This window comes from Streptomyces sp. NPDC096012, from assembly GCF_040426375.1.
GTDB lineage: Bacteria > Actinomycetota > Actinomycetes > Streptomycetales > Streptomycetaceae > Streptomyces.
Genome location: NZ_JBEOTD010000072.1, coordinates 1 through 18668, shown reverse-complemented (window position 1 = coordinate 18668; position 18668 = coordinate 1). Strand labels below are relative to the sequence as shown.

Sequence of the window (18668 nt, the reverse complement as noted above, 5' to 3'; positions counted from 1 at the left end):
TCGGCCACCGTGGCGTTGCTCGTGGACTCCTGAGCCCCCCCCCCCGCGCGCCGCCCCCCCGCCGCACCGTCTCTAGGGTGGGGGGTGGGGGGCGCCGTCCGTTTTCCGGTCAGGCGTGCCGGGCCAGGCCGCGGCGCCCGCGGGCGTCGCCCGTCCGCGGGGCCGTCGGCCGCGCGGCCGTGGGAGCCGTGGGCTGCGCGGACACGGGGACCGCGGGCGCCTCGCCCCGCTCCGCCGCCCTGAGCTGGCGGTCGATGCGCCGGTCGCGCACCACGCCGAAAACGGAGGGGAGGATCATGACGACCAGGATCCCGAGGGTGACGAGCATTCCGATGAGGCCTTCGATCTGGTTTCCGTTCATGACACCACTGTCGCGCCGGAGACTCCTTACCGGGAGTGGCAGGACTGCCGTAGGCCCTCGATTTCCTGCCATGGGCCGGGCACACTGGCAGCATGCTGACGAATGTGGCCGCCGTACTGCTGGAGGGGGTACACCCCTTCGAACTGGGTGTCGTGTGCGAGGTGTTCGGCATCGACCGCAGCGACGAGGGACTGCCGGTGTACGACTTCGCCGTGGTCTCGGCCGAGGGACCCGATCTCGCGACCCACTGCGGGTTCACCGTCTCGACGCCGCACGGGATCGACCGGCTGGAGGACGCCGACCTGATCGCCGTGCCGGCCGGTGAGGCGTACGCGGAGCGGGAGTATCCGCCGGAGCTGCTGGCGGCGCTGCGGCGGGCGGTCGACCGGGGCGCCCGGGTGCTCAGCGTCTGCTCCGGGGTCTTCGTGCTCGCGGCCGCGGGCCTGCTGGACGGGCGGCGGTGCGCGGTGCACTGGCACCACGCCGGGCAGCTCGCCCGGCGCTACCCCCGGCTGAGCGTCGAGCCGGACGTCCTGTACGTGGACGAGGACCCGGTGATCACCTCCGCCGGCACCGCCGCGGGGATCGACGCGTGTCTGCACCTGGTGCGCAAGGAACAGGGCCCGGAGGTCGCCAACAAGATCGCCCGCCGGATGGTGGTGCCCCCGCACCGGGACGGCGGTCAGGCCCAGTACATCGAGCGGCCGCTGCCGAAGACCTCGTGCGACACCGTCGGAGAGGTCCTGGCGTGGATGGAGGCCCATCTCGACCAGGAGGTGACCGTCGAGCAGCTCGCCGCCCGCGCCCACATGTCGCCGCGCACGTTCGCCCGGCGCTTCCAGCAGGAGACGGGGACCACCCCCTACCGGTGGATCCTTCGTCAACGGGTGCTGCTGGCACAGGAGTTGCTGGAGCGCACGGACGAGACGATGGACGCCGTCGCCTGGCGCACCGGGTTCGGTACGGCGGCCGCGCTGCGGCACCAGTTCGTCCGGGCGCTCGGGACGACCCCGAACGCCTACCGGCGCGCGTTCCGCGGCCCGCAGGCCGCCTGAGCGCGCGCCGGTAGCAGGTGTCCTACCAGGGCATCGGCCGCAGCAGCAGGTTCTGCGGCCGGAGGGTGATGCCCACCCGGGTGGCGTCGTCCGACCCGCCGACCTGCTCGAAGCGGTACTTCGCCGAGATCGCCGCGGTGATCAGGCTCAGCTGGGTCATGGAGAAGTGGTCACTCGGGCACTTCCGGTTGCCCACGCTGAAGGGGCTCATGGCGTACTTCGGCACCTCCCCCGCCCGCTCGGGCAGCCAGCGGTCGGGGTCGAAGTCGAGGTGGCGGTCGTAGGAGCGGGCGTCGCGCTGGATGGCGTACGGGCTGTACACGATGTCCGCCCCGGCCGGAATGCGATAGCCGCCGAGCGTGGTGTCGGTGACCGCGCGCCGCGTCAATATCCATACGGCGGGCCTGAGCCGCATGGCCTCGACGACGACATTGTTGGTGTGCTTGAGCACGCGAACGTGCTCGAATCCGATCGGCCGGCCACCCGTCACGGATTCGACCTCGTCCCGCACCTTCTCCGCGTGTTCCGGATGTTCCGCGAGGACCTGCAGCAGCCACATGATCGTGGATGCGACGGTTTCGCTGCCGGGGGTGAGTATCGCGACCACCTGGTCGTGGATCTCCTGTTCCCCGATGGGGTCGCCATTGTCGTCCTTCGCCTCCAGCAATGCCGTCAGCAAATCGTCCGGCTTTTGACCAGATGCCCTCCGCTCGGCGACGATCTCGTCGACCAGCAGATGCAGATCGGCCAGCGCCCGGTTGAATTCGCGGTTGGCCGGAAACGGCAGCCGGTACAGCGGTCCGAGCGGAACCACCATCCTGCGGTACATCCCGCGGAAGACGGTGGCGAGATCGATGCTCAGCCGTTCCGCGCGCTCGTCCATGAAGTCGCCGCGCAGCAGGCAGCGGGCGGCGATGCGGACGGCCACCCGGAAGGACTCCGAGGTGCAGTCGACGGTCTCGCCGGGCCGCCAGCGCTCGGTCAGCGCGTGCGCCTCCTCCTCCATGACCGGCCCGTAGCCCGGTATCGCGTCCAGCCGGAACGCGGGCTGTATGGTGCGCCGCTGACGCCGGTGCCGGGGGCCGTTGGCGGTGGCCACGCCCTCCTTGCCGAGCAGCCCTTCCAGGGACTCCCACAGCGGTCCGTCGATCTTGAAGTCGGGGCTCAGGGCGAGTGCGCCGGTGAGCGCCGGCGTGGTGACGGCGTACACCGTCTTGGGGCCGAGCCTGAGGCGTACGACGTCGCCGTCCCGGCCCAGCCCGGACATGAACGCGAGCGGGTCGCGGACCAGTTTCAGACCGTGTCCGAGGCCTGGTACGGCACCCCCGGCCAGGGGCGGTTCGCGCAGTTCGGTGGCTTCGGGGGTCACGGGTTTCACGGACTCGAGAGTCATTACTCACCTGCCGCTTCGTTGGTGACGTACGGGGGCGTGGAACGGTCGTCCCAGCTGTCCACCATGTACCGGCCCGACTCGTGGTGGAACCAGTAGACGGAGCTGAACCAGTTGCGCATATTGCCGGTGCAGGCGCGGACCGCGGCGCTCAATTCCTTGCCGCGGACCGTGCCGTCGTCGATTTCTTCAGCGAATCGCAGGACCTCCTGCTCGACTTCGAGAAAGTCGCCTATGCTTTTCTCGACGCGCCGCCTGACTTCGTCCACCGCCTCTTCCAGAGTCATTCCCTCATGGGTGACGAGACTGATTCCGAGATTGTGGACCTCGTCGCCCGCTATCTCCTTCGGCAGTGAGCACAGGTCGTTGTACCAGGCGGCGAATTCCTGGCTGAGCAGTGCGGCCCGGCGGTAGGCCGGGTGTTTTCGCACCCGGTCCGGGAGTTCACACCCGGCACTTGCCTCGAGCAGGTCCGTCCATATCCAGTGCGCGAAGGTGTGCCGGCGCAGGGCGAGGTACTCCTCGACACCGGGCACATATCCCTCGGTGCGGTTGCGGAACTCGCGGTCGTAGGCCTCGATCACCGCGTGGAAGTGCCGGGCGAACCGCTGGTTCCAGGTGTGCGGCAGGAAGCCGTACAGCCGCAGCACACTGTCGGCGAAGCCCGCCACCAGCGGGTCGGGGTGGTGCAGATGGTGCCTGGGCGCGTCGAGGGCCGCGTGCAGGCGGTACTTCAGCCGCCGCCAGTCGCCGGCCCGGCCGTGGACGACGCAGCGGTCGTGCCGGTCGTCCCAGACGAAGAACCAGGCGCTGTAGTCGGCTATGGCCTGCAGGACCTCGTCCGGGGCGTCCGTGTAGTAGCCCGCCATGAGGTCCGTGTAGCACAGGCCATCGGCATATTCTCGGACCTTGTCCGCCGGCATGAGCCGCTTTTCCAGCAACCAGAGCCGCGTCTTCTCCTGGAGCCGCGGCCAATAGGGGTGCAGTTGCCGGGAAAAGTGGGACTCGATCACCGGCAGTGCCAGTGAGGGTGGGACTGCGACCGCCGTCGGCGTCGCTGTGGTGCCGTGTGGGAAAGCTTGCACGGAACAAACCCCTCTCAGCCGCCAGGAGCGCACACCCCTCGTTGTGCCGGGCGTGCGCCGTTGCGTATCCCCGCACTTCCCATTCAGCACCACAACTGACCGCCGTGGGAACGGATTTGCTCCATTCACTACCCCTGGATGCTGAGAATCCCCCCTTGCCTGACTGGTTGAGGATCACTAGGGGCGTGGATCCGACCGGTTGTACGACGCACGGACGAGCGAACCGGGGTCGTACGAAGGGCGCCCGACCGGGAGTGACTCCGGTCGGGCGCCCCAACGGCACGGTGTCCGCTAGTCGTTGGCGACCACGGGGTAGCGTGGCTCGTTCTCGGCCATCTGCCGCAGCGCGTCCTTGCGGTCCCGCTTGGACAGGCGGTCGATGTAGAGGTAGCCGTACAGGTGGTCGGTCTCGTGCTGCAAACAGCGTGCGAAGTAGCCGGTGCCCCGGACCTTGATCGGGTTGCCCTTCTCGTCCTGGCCGGTCAGCTCGGCGTAGTCGGGACGGGCGAGCGGCGCGTACGCCGTCGGCACGGACAGGCAGCCCTCGTTGCTGTCGTCCAGCCGGCGCCGGTCGGCGGGCAGCTCGACCAGCTTCGGGTTGCACACCACGCCGACGTGCCGGACGCCCTCGTCGTCGGGGCAGTCGTAGACGAAGACCTTCCGGTCCACCCCGATCTGGTTGGCGGCCAGGCCCACGCCCTCGGCGGTGCGCTGGCTGGCGAACATGTCGGCGACCAGCTGCTGCAGCTCCTCGCCGAACTCGGTGACGTCCCCGCACTCCCGGTGCAGCACCGGGTTGCCGACGACCGTGATCGGGCGGGAGGTCCCGCGCTCCCGCCAGGCCGTCTCGCGCTCCTCGCAGTCCTCCGTGTCGACGACATAGCCCTCGTCGTCGACGGGGAGCACGCCCGCGTGCTGCTGATCGGTGTCCTGCTGCGCCATGACCGACGTACGCCTTCCTGCAAGCCTGGAAAATTCTGCGAGTACAGCCTAAAGGTGGCCGGTCACCGGCGGCTCAGCAAACCTCTTCCAGATCGCGCCAGTCCCTGGAGTCCGGGCTGTCCGCGACCCATCCGTCGAGCAGTCCCCTGACCAGCGCGGCCGGCGCCGCGACGCCGCACTCCCGCTCGGGCACCCACAGCTGGCCGTCCGTGCGGTGGCCGAGCGGTCCGGGGTGGCCGGGCTCGCTGTGGTCGTGCGGGTCCAGGTGCACGCCCTCGCCCTCGTCGGACGGCATCCGGGACTCCGAGCACATCCGGCACAGCAGCCGCACCGAGGACGACCAGTCCTCCGCGGCGAACCCCGCGTCCGAGGCCAGCTGCTCCAGCGCGTCCCGGTCCGCCTCCGTGGCCGCCTCCAGCAGGACCACCCAGGTGGGGACGGGGGACGGCGCCCACAGCTCGATCTCGTCGAAGACCGGGTAGGAGTGCCCGGTGGACGTCGTGCGCTCGCCGTGCGGGACGCCGTCGTGCAGGACGACCTCACCCCAGCGCCGTCCGGACGAGGGAAGCGGGATGGACAGCACCTCCATGCGCGCCGGGTCCAGCCGCCGGCCCCACACGACCTCGGCCTCGCCCTCCGGGGAGAGGCGTACGGCCGCGCTGCCCAGCTCCATGCCGGCGGGTTCAGCGGAGACACCGGTGCCGCCGGGGACCTTCAGCCCGTACGCCTGCCAGGCGCGGCGGGCCAGCGGCCAGTCCTGCAGGGCGGTGGCGGCGATGCCGACGTTCCACCAGTCCGGGGCGCCGGACTCGCGGTCCAGGAGGGCCACGGCGCGCAGTCCGGCGGCGCGGGCCTGCTCCCAGTCGTGCCGGAACTTGTGCAGCAGAGCGAGGTTGAACCAGGACTCCGCAAGCCAGGGTTCCAGATCGGCGGCCCGCGTCAGCAGCTCGCCCGCGTCCTCGTACCGGCCGTCACCGATGAGCGTGAACGCCCGGTCGGTGGCCTGCCGCCAGGAGGCGGAGGGCCGGTGCCGTCCCTTTCCGAAGATCCTCACGATTCCCGCCTGCCAGTTCCAGTTCCGCACAGTGGGCTGGCTTGTGCCCCCGGACACCCTCTCCCTCGCATCCAACCACGTGCCGTGGGAAAGGTGCTCATTACCCATGGGTTACCCAGCCCGCAGCGGGGTCAGACAGTGCCGTTCGTCTCCCACCGTCCCCCGCCGGGCCGCCCTCCCGCCACCCTCCGGGCTGGGCGAGTACCCGGGCGAGCGACTCCACGACCTCGGGAGCGTAGTCCCCCGCGGTGCCGAGGCGCAGCCTCTCCAGCGCCCGCAGCGGTCCCTCGGGCCCCGCGTCCCGGGTCATCTCCTCGTAGGCGTTCACGGCCCGCACGATCCGCGCGGCGGGCGGCTGCTCGGCAGAGGGGTCGGCCTGCCGCTCCACGACGACGGCGACGGCCGCGGCCACGCCGGTCTGCCGGACGACGGCCCCGCCGAGCAGGGCGATGCGCCGCTGCTCCGCCCGCGGCAGGCCGGCGGTGGCGCCGCCGGGCACCGGGTCGACCAGGCTCAGCTGCCCGATGTCGTGCATGAGGGCCGCGTACTCCAGCACGGTCAGCTCGGGCCCGGTCAGGCCGAGATCCCGGCCGACCGCGAGGCCGAGCGCGGCGACGCGGTGGGCGTGGCCGGCGGGGGTGCAGCCGGCCACCTCGGTGGCGCGGGCGAGCGAGGCGATGGTCTGCCGGTAGGTGGCGCGCACGGCCGCGTAGCGGCGCAGGGAGAGCTGGGTGAGCAGCAGGGGCAGGCAGAAGACCGGCAGCGCCCACAGGCCGGCGACCGCGACCGCGAGCGCCATCACGGCGCCGGTCGCGCACACGGCGGAGCCGATGCCCAGCAGCCCGTGCAGTTCCTCACGCAGCAGCGGGCCGAACGGCCAGCGGGTGCGGCAGTGCGCGAGGGCGGCGGCGAGCACGGCGTCGCACAGGGCGGTGAGACCGAGCAGCGCCACGAGGAGCAGGGCGTAGGCGGAGCCGTCCCAGCCGTCGAACGCGCCCCGGTCGTAGAGCGGTTGGAAGCAGACGGCGGCGAAGCCGACGGTGAGGACGCGGCGGGCCAGATGGTCGAGGGTGGGGCGGCCGGACCACACGTGCGGGACGCTGCCGAGCAGGGCCGCGACGAGGACGACGGTGACGACCTCGGCGGCGCCGTGCGGGGAGGGCCGCCCGGCGTCGGCGCCCAGCAGCGCGTACGACAGTGATCCGGCGGCTCCGAGGGGTGCGGCCTGCCGGTCCGGGGCACCGCTCCATCGGGTCAGCTCGCCGACCGCGATCAGCACCCCGAAGGCGAGCGCCACGCCCCGGTCCTCCAGGCCGGTCCACAGGACGACGGCCAGGCCGCCGGCCGCGACGAGGGCCGCGGCGCCGTGGATCAGCCGCAGGGTCGTCGTCATCGCGGCCTGCCGGGGCTGGGGATCCGCTGCTCGGGCGTCCCGGCGTACGACGGCTCGTCCGCGGTGACCCTGGGGTGCCAGCCGTAGTCGCGCAGGGCGCGGGCGAGGGCGGCGACCATGCGGGGGTCGAACTGGGCCCCGGCACAGCGCTCCAGCTCGGCGACGGCGGCCTCGACCGGGCGGGCCCTGCGGTAGGAGCGGGTGGAGGTCATCGCGTCGAAGGCGTCCGCGACGGCGACCACCCGGGCGCACTCGGGGATCTGGGTGCCGGCCAGGCCGTACGGGTAGCCGCTGCCGTCGAGGCGTTCGTGGTGGTGCAGGATCGCCGCGCGGGCCTCGCCGAGGAAGGAGATGCCGCGGACCATCTCGTGCCCGTACTCGGGGTGCAGTTCGATGATCCGCCGCTCCTCGGGGGTGAGCGGCCCGTCCTTGCGCAGCAGCCGGGTGGGGACGCCCAGCTTGCCGACGTCGTGCAGGATGCCGGCGAACCGCAGCACCTCGACGCGTTCGTCGTCCATGCCGAGTTCGCGGGCGATCAGCACCGAGGCGTGGCCGACGCGTTCGCTGTGGCCGCGGGTGTAGCCGTCCTTGATGTCGACGGCCTGGACGAGCGCGCGGATGGTGGCCTGGTGGGCCGCGCGTTCGCGGTGGTACTGGGCGAACACCCAGCAGGAGACGCACATCGGCAGCAGCACGAGCAGCGCGGCCACGGGGCCGTACGGACTGCGCCACAGCACGGCCATCATCAGCCCGGCCAGCCCGTGCACCGCCACCGGCGCGAGCGAGCGGGACAGCAGTCCGCGCCAGGCCCGGCGCAGCGGCACGCGCTCGGCGACGGCGAGGATGCCGCCGTCCAGGGCGGTGACGATCAGGCAGAAGGCGAGCACGGCCGCGCCGGCGGGCAGCAGCGCGTAGGGGAAGTCGCAGCCGGCGACGGCGTCCCGGCCGCCGAGCGCCCAGTGCACCTGCCCGGCGCCCCAGACGGCGAGCGAGGGCTGCGCGGCCCGCCAGACACGGCGCGCGGCCTTGGGCCGGTGCTCCACGGGGGACAGCAGTGCGGCGGGCAACGGGACGAGGGCCGCGGCCGGCGGGGGCAGCAGGAACGCCCCGGCGAGCAGCACCGGGTAGAACGTGCCGCCGAAGCGGCGCCGTACGACGTGCTCACAGGCCGCGTACAGCGCGGCGAGCAGGGCGATCGCCCACCAGGGGGCGTGGGTCCGCGGCAGCGGCAGCAGGCACGGCACGGTCAGCAGGGCGACACAGGCCACGTAGCCGCGTGCCCTCGCCGGTAGCCCCTCCATCGCGTCCCTCCCCGGACCCTGCCCAGGCTCGGAGCCTAGGACGGGCGGTCGGGAAGCGGGGCCTACGACCTGAGGATTAGCACGTTCGGGTGAGGACCGGGCGTTCAGCTCTCCGGAGCGGTGGCGGTCACGTCGTGCTCGGGGACGGCCTGCCCGGAGCGGATCAGGTCGATCCGGCCCATGACCTTCGCCCGCAGGTCGGCGGGCACGTCGTCATGCCCGCAGCACCGCTTGACCAGCTTCTTCACGGCCTGCTCCAGACCGTACTTCTCCAGGCACGGCGAGCATTCCTCGAAGTGGTGCTGGAACTTGTCGCGGTCGACGTCCGGCATCTCGCTGTCGAGGAACTCGTACAGGTGGTCGAGGACCTCACTGCAGTCCGTCTCGTGCGGCTCTCCGCAGCTCATGAGCCCGAGCCTTTCGCTTCGTCCGAGTCTCCGGCGCCGGCCGGGACCAGCCCGCGCTCCCGGGCGTAGCCCTCCAGCATGCCGCGCAGCTGACGGCGGCCCCGGTGCAGCCGGGACATCACCGTACCGATGGGTGTCCCCATGATGTCCGCGATCTCCTTGTACGCAAAGCCCTCGACGTCCGCGAGATAGACGGCGATGCGGAACTCCTCGGGGATCGCCTGGAGCGCCGACTTCACGTCCGAGTCGGGCAGGTGGTCGAGCGCCTGCGACTCGGCGGAGCGCAGACCCGTCGACATGTGCGACTCGGCGCGGGCGAGCTGCCAGTCCTCGATCTCCTCCGCGGCGGAGCGCTGGGGTTCGCGCTGCTTCTTGCGGTACGAGTTGATGAACGTGTTGGTGAGGATCCGGTACAGCCAGGCCTTCAGGTTGGTGCCCTCACGGAACTGGTGGAAGGACGCGTACGCCTTCGCGTACGTCTCCTGCACCAGGTCCTCGGCGTCGGCGGGATTGCGCGTCATGCGCAGCGCGGCCGAGTACATCTGGTCGAGGAATTCGAGCGCGTCCCGTTCGAAGCGCGCGCTGCGCTCCGTGGTGGACTCGGAGGAAGTCTCCGCGCTCACGCCCCGGCCCTCGGGCAGCTCCGCCTGGCCGTTGTCGGTCCCTGCGTCGGTCCCAGTGACCGGAACCACCTCCTCAAGATCACGGGCAGGACCGAGACCGGTCCCACTCGTTTCGGAGGATAGAACACGACCGGTGCCTGCCGCCCCTCGAATAGGAGCGGTCCTGGCCGCATGCAGCACCGTCCAGTCCAGGTCACTGGCGCTGCGGCGGCTCGGACAGATGGTCGAACCCATGCGGCGGACTTCCTCTCCTACGACATCGGTGCCGAGGCCTCAGCACTTCCGTCGGTCACAACAGCGGCCCGTCGCGGAGCATTCCCGACGATCACCGGAGCGTTCCGGTCCACGCGGCGACCCGGTCGCAGATGACCTCCAGGGCCTGCTCCTGCGTGAGGTGCGCGCGCTTGGGTACGGCGAAGCCGTGATCACCGCCGGGCACCTCGACGAGTTCGAAGTCGCCCTCGGGGAACTCCTCCGGCTTGCCGAAGGGATCGTTCCCGCCCTGCACGACCAGGGCGGGCACCCCGGCGCCGAGCAGCTCCCCGGCGCGGGACCGCTCCGGCCTGCCCGGCGGGTGCAGCGGGAAGCTCAGCGCGAGCACGGCGTGCGCGCCCAGCTCGCCCGCCGTGCGGCAGGCGACCCGGGCGCCGGCGCTGCGCCCGCCGGAGACCACCGGGAGGCCGGGTTCCGTGAGTGCGGGCCACAGGCCGCGCCAGCCGGTGTCCAGGGTCCCCGGCGCGGGCGCGAGCCTCTTGCCGGCGACCCGCCACGGCTGCTCGACGAGGGCCACGGTCACCCCGTGCCCGGGCAGGGTCCGCGCGAGCGCCTGCAGGTCGCGGGCCTCGATGCCGCCGCCCGCCCCATGGCTCACGGCCAGCACCAGCCGGGCCTTCCGTGCCCTGTGCCAGGTGATCCGGGCGTCCCCGGCCGCCGTGCCGACCGTCTGTGTAGTCACGTCAGAAGAGTGTGCCCTCCTCCGGTGCCGCCAGCTCCTCCAGCAGCTCCGGTCCGTTGTTGCGGACGTTGCTGACGGCCGTGGAGACGGGGTAGGCGCGCATCAGGCCGGCCGGTGGCGGGGCCAGCAGCTCGCGCAGGGCCTCCGGGTCGGTGCGGGCCGGGTCCAGCCAGGCGTCCCAGCGGTCCGGGGTCAGCATCAGCGGCATCCGGGGGTGGATCTCGGCGAGGGAGTGCGGCCCCTCGGCGGGAGCGACGGCCAGGGGGCTCGTCTCCGCCTCCGTGGTGATCACCGAGCAGGTCACCCACCAGGCCCCGGGGTGGTCCTCGGGCAGCGTGCCGTCGCGCCAGAACTCGTACAGCCCGGCCATCGCGAACACCGAGCCGTCGGCGGGCAGCACGAAGTACGGCTGCTTGCGCGGGCGCTTCTTCTTGCCCTCGGTCTCCAGCTCGCGCTCCTCCTTGCCGGTGACCCACTCGAAGTAGCCGTCGGCGGGCAGGATGCAGCGGCGGGCGGCGAAGGCCCGGCGGTAGGAGGGCTTCTCGTGGACGGTCTCGGCGCGGGCGTTGATCATCCGGGCGGCGCCCTCGGGCGTCTTGGCCCAGGAGGGCACCAGGCCCCACTTCAGCTTCCGCAGCTGGCGAACCGGACGCGGGGAGTCCGCGTCTTTCAGTGGGCGGTCGAGAACGGCGTAGACCTCCTTGGTCGGCGCCACGTTGTAGTCCGGCTCCAGAGTCTCCTCGGGCTCCCACTTCTCGATCTCGAAGACGCCCGCGAGATCCTCGGGCCTACGACTGGATGCATACCGTCCGCACATACGTGCCACACTGCCAGGCCCACCCGTCACGGGGCCACCACCCCCGACGACGGCGCTCCGCGCCGACCCCACCCTCTCCAGTACAGGGAGCCACTCGGACACATGGACAGCCTCGCCGCCCTCGCGCTGCCCGGCCTCTGGGACCGGGTCACCGGCACCCAGCCCGACCCCGACCTGTGGGTGGTGCTGGTCACGCTGACCGCCGCGCTCGCCGTGGTCGTCCCGCACCCGGTGTGGCGGATATCCCGCAACGCGATCACCATCGCGCACGAGGGGGGCCACGGTCTGGTGGCCCTGTTCACCGGCCGCCGGCTCACCGGCATCCGCCTGCACTCGGACACCAGCGGGCTCACGCTGAGCCGGGGCAAGCCGCACGGCCTGGGCATGATCCTCACGGCCGCCGCCGGGTACACGGCGCCGTCGCTGCTCGGCCTCGGCGGGGCCGCCCTGCTGGCCGCCGGGCGCATCACACTGCTGCTGTGGGCGGCGACCGCCCTGCTGGTGGCGATGCTCGTGATGATCCGCAACGCCTACGGCGTACTGACGGTCGTCCTCGCCGGCGGTGCCTTCCTGCTGGTGTCCTGGCTGGCCGGAGCGCAGGTGCAGGCGGCCTTCGCGTACGCGGTGGTGTGGTTCCTGCTGTTCGGCGGCGTACGGCCGCCGTTCGAGCTGCAGGCCAAGCGGTCGCGTGGCGGAGCCGGGGAGTCGGACGCGGACCAGTTGTCCCGGCTGACCCATGTGCCGGCGGGCCTGTGGCTGTTCCTGTTCCACGCGGTGTCGCTGTGCTCGCTGATCGGCGCCGGACGCTGGCTGCTGGAAGGTTGAGACCCGGCCCTCCTTATAAAGTGGGCCCATGGCCCCGAACACCGCCCCTACCGCCCTCTGGCCCGCCCCGCACGCGAGCGGAGCCGTCGACGCGACGGTCCACGTGCCGGGGTCCAAGTCGGTGACCAACCGCGCCCTGGTCCTCGCCGCCCTGGCCTCCGAGCCCGGCTGGCTGCGCCGCCCGCTGCGCTCCCGCGACACGCTCCTGATGGCCGGTGCGCTGCGGGCCATGGGCGTGGAGATCGAGGAGGGGGTCGGCCCCGACGGCACCGGCGAGGCCTGGCGCGTGCTGCCCACGGGCCTGCACGGCCCGGCCACGGTCGACGTCGGCAACGCGGGCACCGTCATGCGCTTCCTGCCCCCGGTGGCCGCGCTGGCCGACGGCCCGATCCGCTTCGACGGGGACCCGCGGTCCTACGAGCGTCCGCTGAACGGCGTGATCGACGCGCTGCGCGTGCTCGGCGCCCGGATCGACGACGACGGCCGGGGCGCGCTGCCGCTGACCGTGCACGGCGGCGGCGCCCTGGACGGCGGCCCGGTGTCGGTCGACGCCTCCTCGTCCTCCCAGTTCGTCTCGGCGCTGCTGCTGTCGGGTCCCCGCTTCAACCAGGGCGTCGAGGTCCGGCACACCGGCGCGACCCTGCCGTCCCTGCCGCACATCCGAATGACGGTGGACATGCTGCGCGCGGTCGGCGCCCAGGTGGACACCCCGGAGTCGGGCGGCGAGCCGAACGTGTGGCGGGTGACGCCGGGCGCGCTGCTCGGCCGGGACCTGACGATCGAGCCGGACCTGTCCAACGCGCAGCCCTTCCTGGCGGCGGCCCTGGTGACCGGCGGCAAGGTGCTGATCCCGGACTGGCCGGCCCGCACCACCCAGCCGGGTGACCGGCTGCGGGAGATCTTCACCGAGATGGGTGGCTCCTGCGAACTGACCGAGTACGGCCTCGTGTTCACCGGCTCGGGCGCCATCCACGGCATCGACGTCGACCTCGGCGACGTCGGCGAGCTGACCCCCGGCATCGCGGTGGTCGCCGCGCTCGCCGACTCCCCCTCGACCCTGCGGGGCGTGGCGCATCTGCGGCTGCACGAGACCGACCGGCTGGCCGCGCTCACCAAGGAGATCAACGAACTCGGCGGTGACGTGACCGAGACGGCCGACGGCCTGCACATCCGCCCGCGCCCGCTGCACGGCGGGACCTTCCACACCTACGAGGACCACCGCATGGCGACGGCCGGCGCGATCATCGGCCTGGCGGTCGAGGGCGTGCGCATCGAGAACGTGGCGACGACGGCGAAGACCCTCCCGGACTTCCCGGAGCTGTGGACCGGGATGCTCGGGCAGTAGGGACACACGCCATGCGCCGCTACGGCAAGCACACCGACGAGGACGACATCCGCAGCCGTCCCAACCGCAAGGGCAACCGGCCGCGGACGCACATCCGGCCCAAGCACGAGGACGCCGCCGAGGGCATGGTCCTCACCGTCGACCGGGGACGGCTGACCTGCCTGGTCGAGGACCGGATCGTGATGGCCATGAAGGCGCGCGAGCTGGGCCGCAAGGCGGCCGTCGTCGGCGACCGGGTGGCCCTGGTGGGTGATCTGTCCGGCCTGAAGGACACCCTCGCGCGGATCGTGCGCATCGAGGAGCGCGCCTCCGTCCTGCGGCGCACGGCCGACGACGACGACCCCTTCGAGCGGGTGGTCGTCGCCAACGCCGACCAGCTGGCGGTCGTCACGGCCCTGGCCGACCCCGAGCCGCGCCCCCGCCTGATCGACCGCTGTCTGGTCGCGGCCTACGACGCCGGGCTGGAACCGCTGCTGGTACTGACCAAGTCGGACCTTGCCTCACCGGACAAACTGCTGGAGCTGTACGGCGACCTCGACATCCCGTACGTCGTCACCAGCCGGCAGGAGCTGGAGAACGGGGATGCGGCGGACCGGGTGCGCTCCTACCTGGACGGCAGGATCACCGCCTTCGTGGGCCACTCGGGCGTGGGCAAGACGACCCTGGTCAACGCCCTGGTCCCCGAGGAGCGCCGCCGTACGACGGGTCATGTGAACGCGGTGACCGGCCGGGGCCGCCACACCACCACCTCGGCTCTCGCCCTGCCGCTGACCGGTGCGCAGGGGTGGGTCGTCGACACCCCGGGCGTGCGTTCCTTCGGGCTCGCGCACATCGACCCGTCGCGCGTGATCCACGCCTTCCCCGACCTGGAGCCGGGCACGGAGGGCTGTCCGCGCGCGTGCAGTCACGACGAGCCGGACTGCGCGCTGGACGCGTGGGTCGAGGAGGGTCACGCGGACCCGGCGCGGCTGTACTCCCTGCGCCGGCTGCTGTCCACGCGGGAGCGCAGGGAAGGCGACTGAGCACCGCGTTGTTTGCGGGGGCCGGAGTGCGGCAAGTGCATAATCGCACCGAGCCGGAGATCCGGACCAACGGGAGGACAGCGCATGGCGTGGCTGCTGGTCATAGTGGCCGGAATTCTGGAGACCGGTTTCGCCGTGTGCCTGAAGCTCTCGCACGGGTTCACCCGTCTGTGGCCGACGATCGCGTTCGCCTCGTTCGCGCTCGGCAGCTTCGGCCTGCTGACCCTCTCGCTGCGCAAGCTCGACGTCGGCCCCGCCTACGCCGTGTGGACGGGGATCGGCGCGGCCGGCACCGCCATCTACGGCATGGTCTTCCTCGGCGACCTGGTCTCCACCCTGAAGATCGTCTCCATCAGCCTGGTCATCGTCGGTGTCATCGGCCTTCAGCTGTCGGGGTCCACGCACTAGGGGTATTGACCACAAGCGTTGTTGACACCGGCCGGACTTGATCATGGCGAAGACCTCCGGTGTAGCCGGGCACTACGGTGGGACGAAGACCTCCGTGCGGTGAAGACTCGACACCTCCACCACCGCTGCCACACCGCACTCGGAGGCAAGCCACCCATAAGCCGCGTAAACAACCCCGCGGGTCGATACAACTAGGCCCTGTCTGGCAAAGGATCTCGGGCAGGTTCGCGGAGCCAGAGGATGAGCGAGGCGAACTGGAGTCCGGCTCTGTAGCGGTTGGCCAGTTTGTCGAAGCGGGTGGCGATCGCGCGGAACTGTTTGAGGCGAGCGAAGCAGCGCTCGACTACGTTGCGGTCCTCGTAGAGCTCGCGGTCGAAGGCCGGTGGCCTGCCGCCGGCCTTCCCGCGCCGTACGCGGTTGGCCTTCTGGTCTATGCGTTCTGGGATCACTGCCCGGATACCCCGCCCGCGCAGGGCCTGGCGGACGGCGCGGGATGAGTACGCCTTATCCGCGATGACCGCGTCGGGTCGGCATCGTGGTCGTCCGGCACCTGCTCGGGGCACCCTCAAGATCTCCGTGACGGTGGCGAAGACGGTGGAGTCGTTGACGTTGCCGGGTGTGACGACGACGGCCAGGGGGAGGCCCCGGCCGTCGCAGGCGAGGTGGACCTTCGTGGTCAGCCCACCGCGGGACCGGCCGAGCGCCTGGTCGTTGCCCACGGCGCGTGCCGGGTTCTCTGGTCCCCCGCTGGGGTCTCTTCACGGGCCCCGGAGGCGTGCCGGTGCGCGCGGGCGATGGTGGAGTCAACCGAAATCGTCCACTGCACCGTGCCGGCTGTGTCTTCGCGTATCTGGACATGTCCGAGCAGCTTGGCCCAGGTGCCGTCCGTCTCCCAGCGGGCGAAGCGCTCGTAGACGGTCTGCCACGGGCCGTAGCACTCGGGCACGTCCCGCCAGGGCGCGCCGGTCCGCAGGCGCCACAGCACGCCGTTGATCACCTGCCGGTGGTCCCGCCATGGGCGTCCCCGCCCGTCAGGTTTTCGGCAGCAGGGGCACTATGCGCTCCCACGCCGTTTCCGTCAGCTCGCCCCGGCGGACGGCAGGTTCCATCTTCGGGCACGTCCGGCGGGGCACACGCGTGCTCACTGGTTCGTGCGGGTCTACGCGTCTTGCCGTGCGGATGCGGGCGTGGGTGGGGCGGTCGGGGTGCCGGGGGCGGTGGGTTCAGGCAGGGTGCGGAAGAGGAGCCCGCTCAGGGCGGGCATGGCGATCAGGGGGGTGAGGGCCGTCTTGAGGTTGGTGGTGTCGGCGAGGTGTCCCAGCAGGGGGCTGATGAGGCCGCCGATGCTGACGGTGAGGCCGAGGGTGATGCCGCTGGCGGTGCCGATGCGAGAGGGCAGGTAGTCCTGGCCGAGGGTGACCTGGAGGGAGAAGGGGACGCACAGGCCGGCGGAGGTGAGGGCCACGAAGAGGAATATGGCCGGGCCGGGTGCGTAGATCGCTCCGGTGACGGCGGCGCTGGAGAGCAGGTAGGACCAGCGGGAGACGCGGACGCGGTCGTAGCGGCTGGCCAGGGATCCGCCCAAGACCGAGCCGACGGCGCCACCAAGGAACAGCAGAAACAGGGCGACGGTCCCCGCGGTGGTGCTGTCTTGTATGCGTTGCTGGGCGTAGAGGGAGATGAAGGTGCTCAGGCCGGTGAAGACGATGGAGCGGAAGACGACCGCCAGGGACAGCTTCACGAACGAGACCACATCGTCCCCGCTTCGGGACCCCTGTGTCTTGGCCGAGCCGGTCTGAGGCCGGGCGAGCATCCGCAGGACGGGCACGCACAGGGCGGCGCCGGCGAGCGCGGGGAGGACGAGGACGGGTGTCCAGTGCAGGGAGCCGTGTCCGATCGCGGCCGACACCATCAACGGGGCGAGCGCGAAGCCGATGTTGCCGCCGAGGGAGAACCAGCTCATCGCCTTGTGGCTGCCCTTGCTGGCCAGCCGGGCCACGCGGGCGGACTCGGGGTGGTAGGCGGCCACGCCGATGCCGGAGACGGCGACGAAGAGAAGGGTGAGCCTGTAGGAGCCGCTCAGACCGCTGAGCGCGATGCCCACACCGCCCAGCAGGGTGCTGACCGGCAGCAGCCACGGCAGCGCCCACCGGTCGGTGAGCGCGCCGAAGACCGGCTGGGCCACCGACGACAGCAGGGACGCGGCCAGCACGATGCCGGAGGCTACCGCGTAGGTGTAGTCCCGTTCGGCCACGAAGAACGGGATCAGCGCCGCTACGGCGCCCTGGTAGATGTCAACACAGGCGTGTCCCACGGCCAGCAGCAGGATCGGTGTATTCCTTCGCACCCATCCCATGCTGAGAGAACCACCGAGTGTCGCGCTTTCGATAGATTGACAAGTGATGCAGAAAATCCGCCACTCTCCTGTCGCGCCGACCCGGACCCAGCGCCTGGCGTCCGGCGGCGAGATTGACGCGCACCGCCACGACGACCACCAGATCGCCTACGCAAGCAAAGGCACGATCGCGGTGACCACCGACGCAGGCTCCTGGATCGCCCCCGCCACCCGCGCGCTCTGGATCCCCGCAGGCACCGTCCACCAGCACCAGGCCCACGGCGAGCTCGACCTCCACCTCGTCGGCCTGCCCGCCACCGAGAACCCCCTCGGCCTCGACAAACCTGCTGTCCTCGCCGTCAGTCCCCTCCTACGCGAACTCGTCGTCGCCTATACCCGCGACCCTGACAACGACAGCCCACCCCACCTACGCCTGCGCGCGGTCATGCTCGACCAGCTCACCATCTCCCCCGAACGACCCCTGCACCTGCCGGCCCCCACCGACCCTCTGCTCCGTGAACTGCACGACATCCTGCGCGCAGACCCGGCCGACAACCGTTCGCTCGACGACCTCGGACGCCAGATCGGCGCCAGTGCCCGCACCCTCTCCCGCCGCCTCCGCAACGACGTCGGCCTCACCTACCCCCAGTGGCGCACCCAGATCAGGCTCCACCGCGCGCTGATCCTCCTCGCCGACGACACCCCCGTCACCGTGGTCGCCCACCACTGCGGCTGGTCATCCGCCAGCACCTTCATTGACGTCTTCCGCCGTACCTTCGGCCACACCCCCGGCAGCCGCCCCACCACCTGACCGCACGAGCCGGCCAGCACACTAGCCATCAAGATCCTTTGTCAGACACGCCCTAGCGGTCGCGGGACGGCTGGACGGCCGGGGGTTGCGGGGACGGCTGGATCGCCGGGGGTTGCAGCTGCTGGACGGCCGGGGGTTGCAGACGGCTGGGTGATACGGGTTCTGCCGGGACGGTTGGGTGAGCAGGGCTGCTGGGGACCGCCGTGCCGCCCGCGGCCCCGGCTGCCGGCGCGGTGAGGCGGGGGGACTTCGGGCCGGGGCCGCCTGGGGCGCCGCAGAGCCGGAGAGCACCGGACCGGAAGCGGGTGGTCGGCTACACCGGCTGCCGCGGCAGTACCGCACGCACCAGCTCCGCCATGCCGTCCTCCTCCGGTGGCGCCGCCACGAAGGACAGGGCGAGCCGTACGACCAGTTCGCACGAGCGGGTCAGCTCGTCGCCGGCGGGGGCGGCGCCGGGGCCGCGGCCGGGCCCCCTCAGCGCGGTCACCGCACGGTCCCGCACGGCCCGCACGAGGTCGCGGGGCGCCGGCAGCGGTCCG

The 18668-nt window shown here is 71.7% G+C and carries 19 protein-coding genes and 1 pseudogene; 6 read left to right on the top strand and 14 right to left on the bottom strand.

What is annotated here, in order from left to right; genetic code table 11:
* Positions 1–109: 109 nt before the first annotated feature.
* Entirely contained in the window at positions 110–361 is a 252-nt protein-coding gene (locus tag ABVB68_RS35790; protein WP_353605399.1) for a hypothetical protein, read from the bottom strand.
* 92 nt (positions 362–453) lie between these two features.
* Between ABVB68_RS35790 and ABVB68_RS35785 the strand changes: the two genes are divergently transcribed.
* Positions 454–1416, top strand: a complete 963-nt coding sequence (locus ABVB68_RS35785) for a GlxA family transcriptional regulator (RefSeq protein WP_353605398.1) — start codon at positions 454–456, stop codon at positions 1414–1416.
* 22 nt (positions 1417–1438) lie between these two features.
* Here the strand turns inward: ABVB68_RS35785 and ABVB68_RS35780 are convergent, their stop codons facing one another.
* The 10 genes from ABVB68_RS35780 to ABVB68_RS35735 form a co-directional block, all read right to left on the bottom strand.
* On the bottom strand, positions 1439–2809 hold the full coding sequence (locus tag ABVB68_RS35780; protein WP_353605397.1) for a bifunctional albaflavenone monooxygenase/terpene synthase: 1371 nt from the start codon (positions 2807–2809) through the stop codon (positions 1439–1441).
* Positions 2809–3891, bottom strand: a complete 1083-nt coding sequence (cyc1, locus tag ABVB68_RS35775) for an epi-isozizaene synthase (protein ID WP_353605396.1) — start codon at positions 3889–3891, stop codon at positions 2809–2811. Before cyc1 ends, ABVB68_RS35780 begins: the two co-directional genes overlap by 1 nt.
* Before the next feature lie 291 nt (positions 3892–4182).
* Entirely contained in the window at positions 4183–4833 is a 651-nt protein-coding gene (gene def, locus ABVB68_RS35770; RefSeq protein ID WP_353605395.1) for a peptide deformylase, read from the bottom strand.
* 73 nt (positions 4834–4906) lie between these two features.
* Positions 4907–5887: a hypothetical protein gene (locus tag ABVB68_RS35765; RefSeq protein ID WP_353605394.1), complete on the bottom strand. Its 981-nt coding sequence runs from the start codon at positions 5885–5887 to the stop codon at positions 4907–4909.
* A 100-nt stretch (positions 5888–5987) separates the two neighbouring features.
* Entirely contained in the window at positions 5988–7280 is a 1293-nt protein-coding gene (locus ABVB68_RS35760; RefSeq protein ID WP_353605393.1) for an HD-GYP domain-containing protein, read from the bottom strand.
* Positions 7277–8581: an HD-GYP domain-containing protein gene (locus ABVB68_RS35755; protein WP_353605392.1), complete on the bottom strand. Its 1305-nt coding sequence runs from the start codon at positions 8579–8581 to the stop codon at positions 7277–7279. Before ABVB68_RS35755 ends, ABVB68_RS35760 begins: the two co-directional genes overlap by 4 nt.
* 104 nt (positions 8582–8685) lie before the next feature.
* Positions 8686–8988 (bottom strand): mycothiol system anti-sigma-R factor, encoded by a 303-nt coding sequence (rsrA, locus tag ABVB68_RS35750; RefSeq protein WP_353605391.1) that lies wholly within the window; start codon positions 8986–8988, stop codon positions 8686–8688.
* Positions 8985–9680 (bottom strand): sigma-70 family RNA polymerase sigma factor, encoded by a 696-nt coding sequence (locus ABVB68_RS35745; RefSeq protein WP_353605390.1) that lies wholly within the window; start codon positions 9678–9680, stop codon positions 8985–8987. Before ABVB68_RS35745 ends, rsrA begins: the two co-directional genes overlap by 4 nt.
* Positions 9681–9936: 256 nt before the next feature.
* Complete coding sequence (locus ABVB68_RS35740; RefSeq protein WP_353605389.1) at positions 9937–10566, bottom strand: alpha/beta hydrolase family protein; 630 nt, start codon at positions 10564–10566, stop codon at positions 9937–9939.
* Between the two features lies 1 nt (position 10567).
* Positions 10568–11383 carry an SOS response-associated peptidase gene (locus tag ABVB68_RS35735; protein WP_353605388.1) on the bottom strand — a complete coding sequence of 272 codons (816 nt, stop codon included), beginning with the start codon at positions 11381–11383 and terminating at the stop codon, positions 10568–10570.
* 102 nt (positions 11384–11485) lie between these two features.
* Here ABVB68_RS35735 and ABVB68_RS35730 point away from each other — a divergent pair, with 102 nt between their 5' ends.
* The 4 genes from ABVB68_RS35730 (at position 11486) to ABVB68_RS35715 (ending at position 14983) form a co-directional block, all read left to right on the top strand.
* The gene (locus ABVB68_RS35730; RefSeq protein WP_353605387.1) at positions 11486–12208 is read left to right on the top strand and encodes a M50 family metallopeptidase; all 723 of its coding nucleotides are present in this window, start codon (positions 11486–11488) and stop codon (positions 12206–12208) included.
* Positions 12209–12236: 28 nt separating this feature from the next.
* The gene (gene aroA / locus ABVB68_RS35725; protein ID WP_353605386.1) at positions 12237–13553 is read left to right on the top strand and encodes a 3-phosphoshikimate 1-carboxyvinyltransferase; all 1317 of its coding nucleotides are present in this window, start codon (positions 12237–12239) and stop codon (positions 13551–13553) included.
* Positions 13554–13564: 11 nt separating this feature from the next.
* Positions 13565–14575: a ribosome small subunit-dependent GTPase A gene (gene rsgA / locus ABVB68_RS35720; RefSeq protein WP_353605385.1), complete on the top strand. Its 1011-nt coding sequence runs from the start codon at positions 13565–13567 to the stop codon at positions 14573–14575.
* Positions 14576–14659: 84 nt separating this feature from the next.
* A complete protein-coding gene (locus ABVB68_RS35715) occupies positions 14660–14983 on the top strand; it encodes a DMT family transporter (protein WP_353605384.1) in 324 nt (107 codons plus the stop codon).
* Positions 14984–15174: 191 nt separating this feature from the next.
* On the opposite strand, the pseudogene ABVB68_RS35710 reads toward ABVB68_RS35715, so the two are convergent.
* Positions 15175–16092 (bottom strand): annotated as a pseudogene (locus ABVB68_RS35710) (IS5 family transposase).
* Positions 16093–16142: 50 nt separating this feature from the next.
* A complete protein-coding gene (locus ABVB68_RS35705; RefSeq protein ID WP_353605383.1) occupies positions 16143–17330 on the bottom strand; it encodes an MFS transporter in 1188 nt (395 codons plus the stop codon).
* A 55-nt stretch (positions 17331–17385) separates the two neighbouring features.
* On the opposite strand from ABVB68_RS35705, the gene ABVB68_RS35700 reads away from it, so the two are divergent.
* Positions 17386–18129 (top strand): AraC family transcriptional regulator, encoded by a 744-nt coding sequence (locus ABVB68_RS35700; RefSeq protein WP_353605382.1) that lies wholly within the window; start codon positions 17386–17388, stop codon positions 18127–18129.
* Positions 18130–18442: 313 nt separating this feature from the next.
* Here the strand turns inward: ABVB68_RS35700 and ABVB68_RS35695 are convergent.
* Positions 18443–18668 (bottom strand): TetR family transcriptional regulator (locus tag ABVB68_RS35695; RefSeq protein WP_353605381.1); only part of this gene is annotated, 226 nt, incomplete at its 5' end.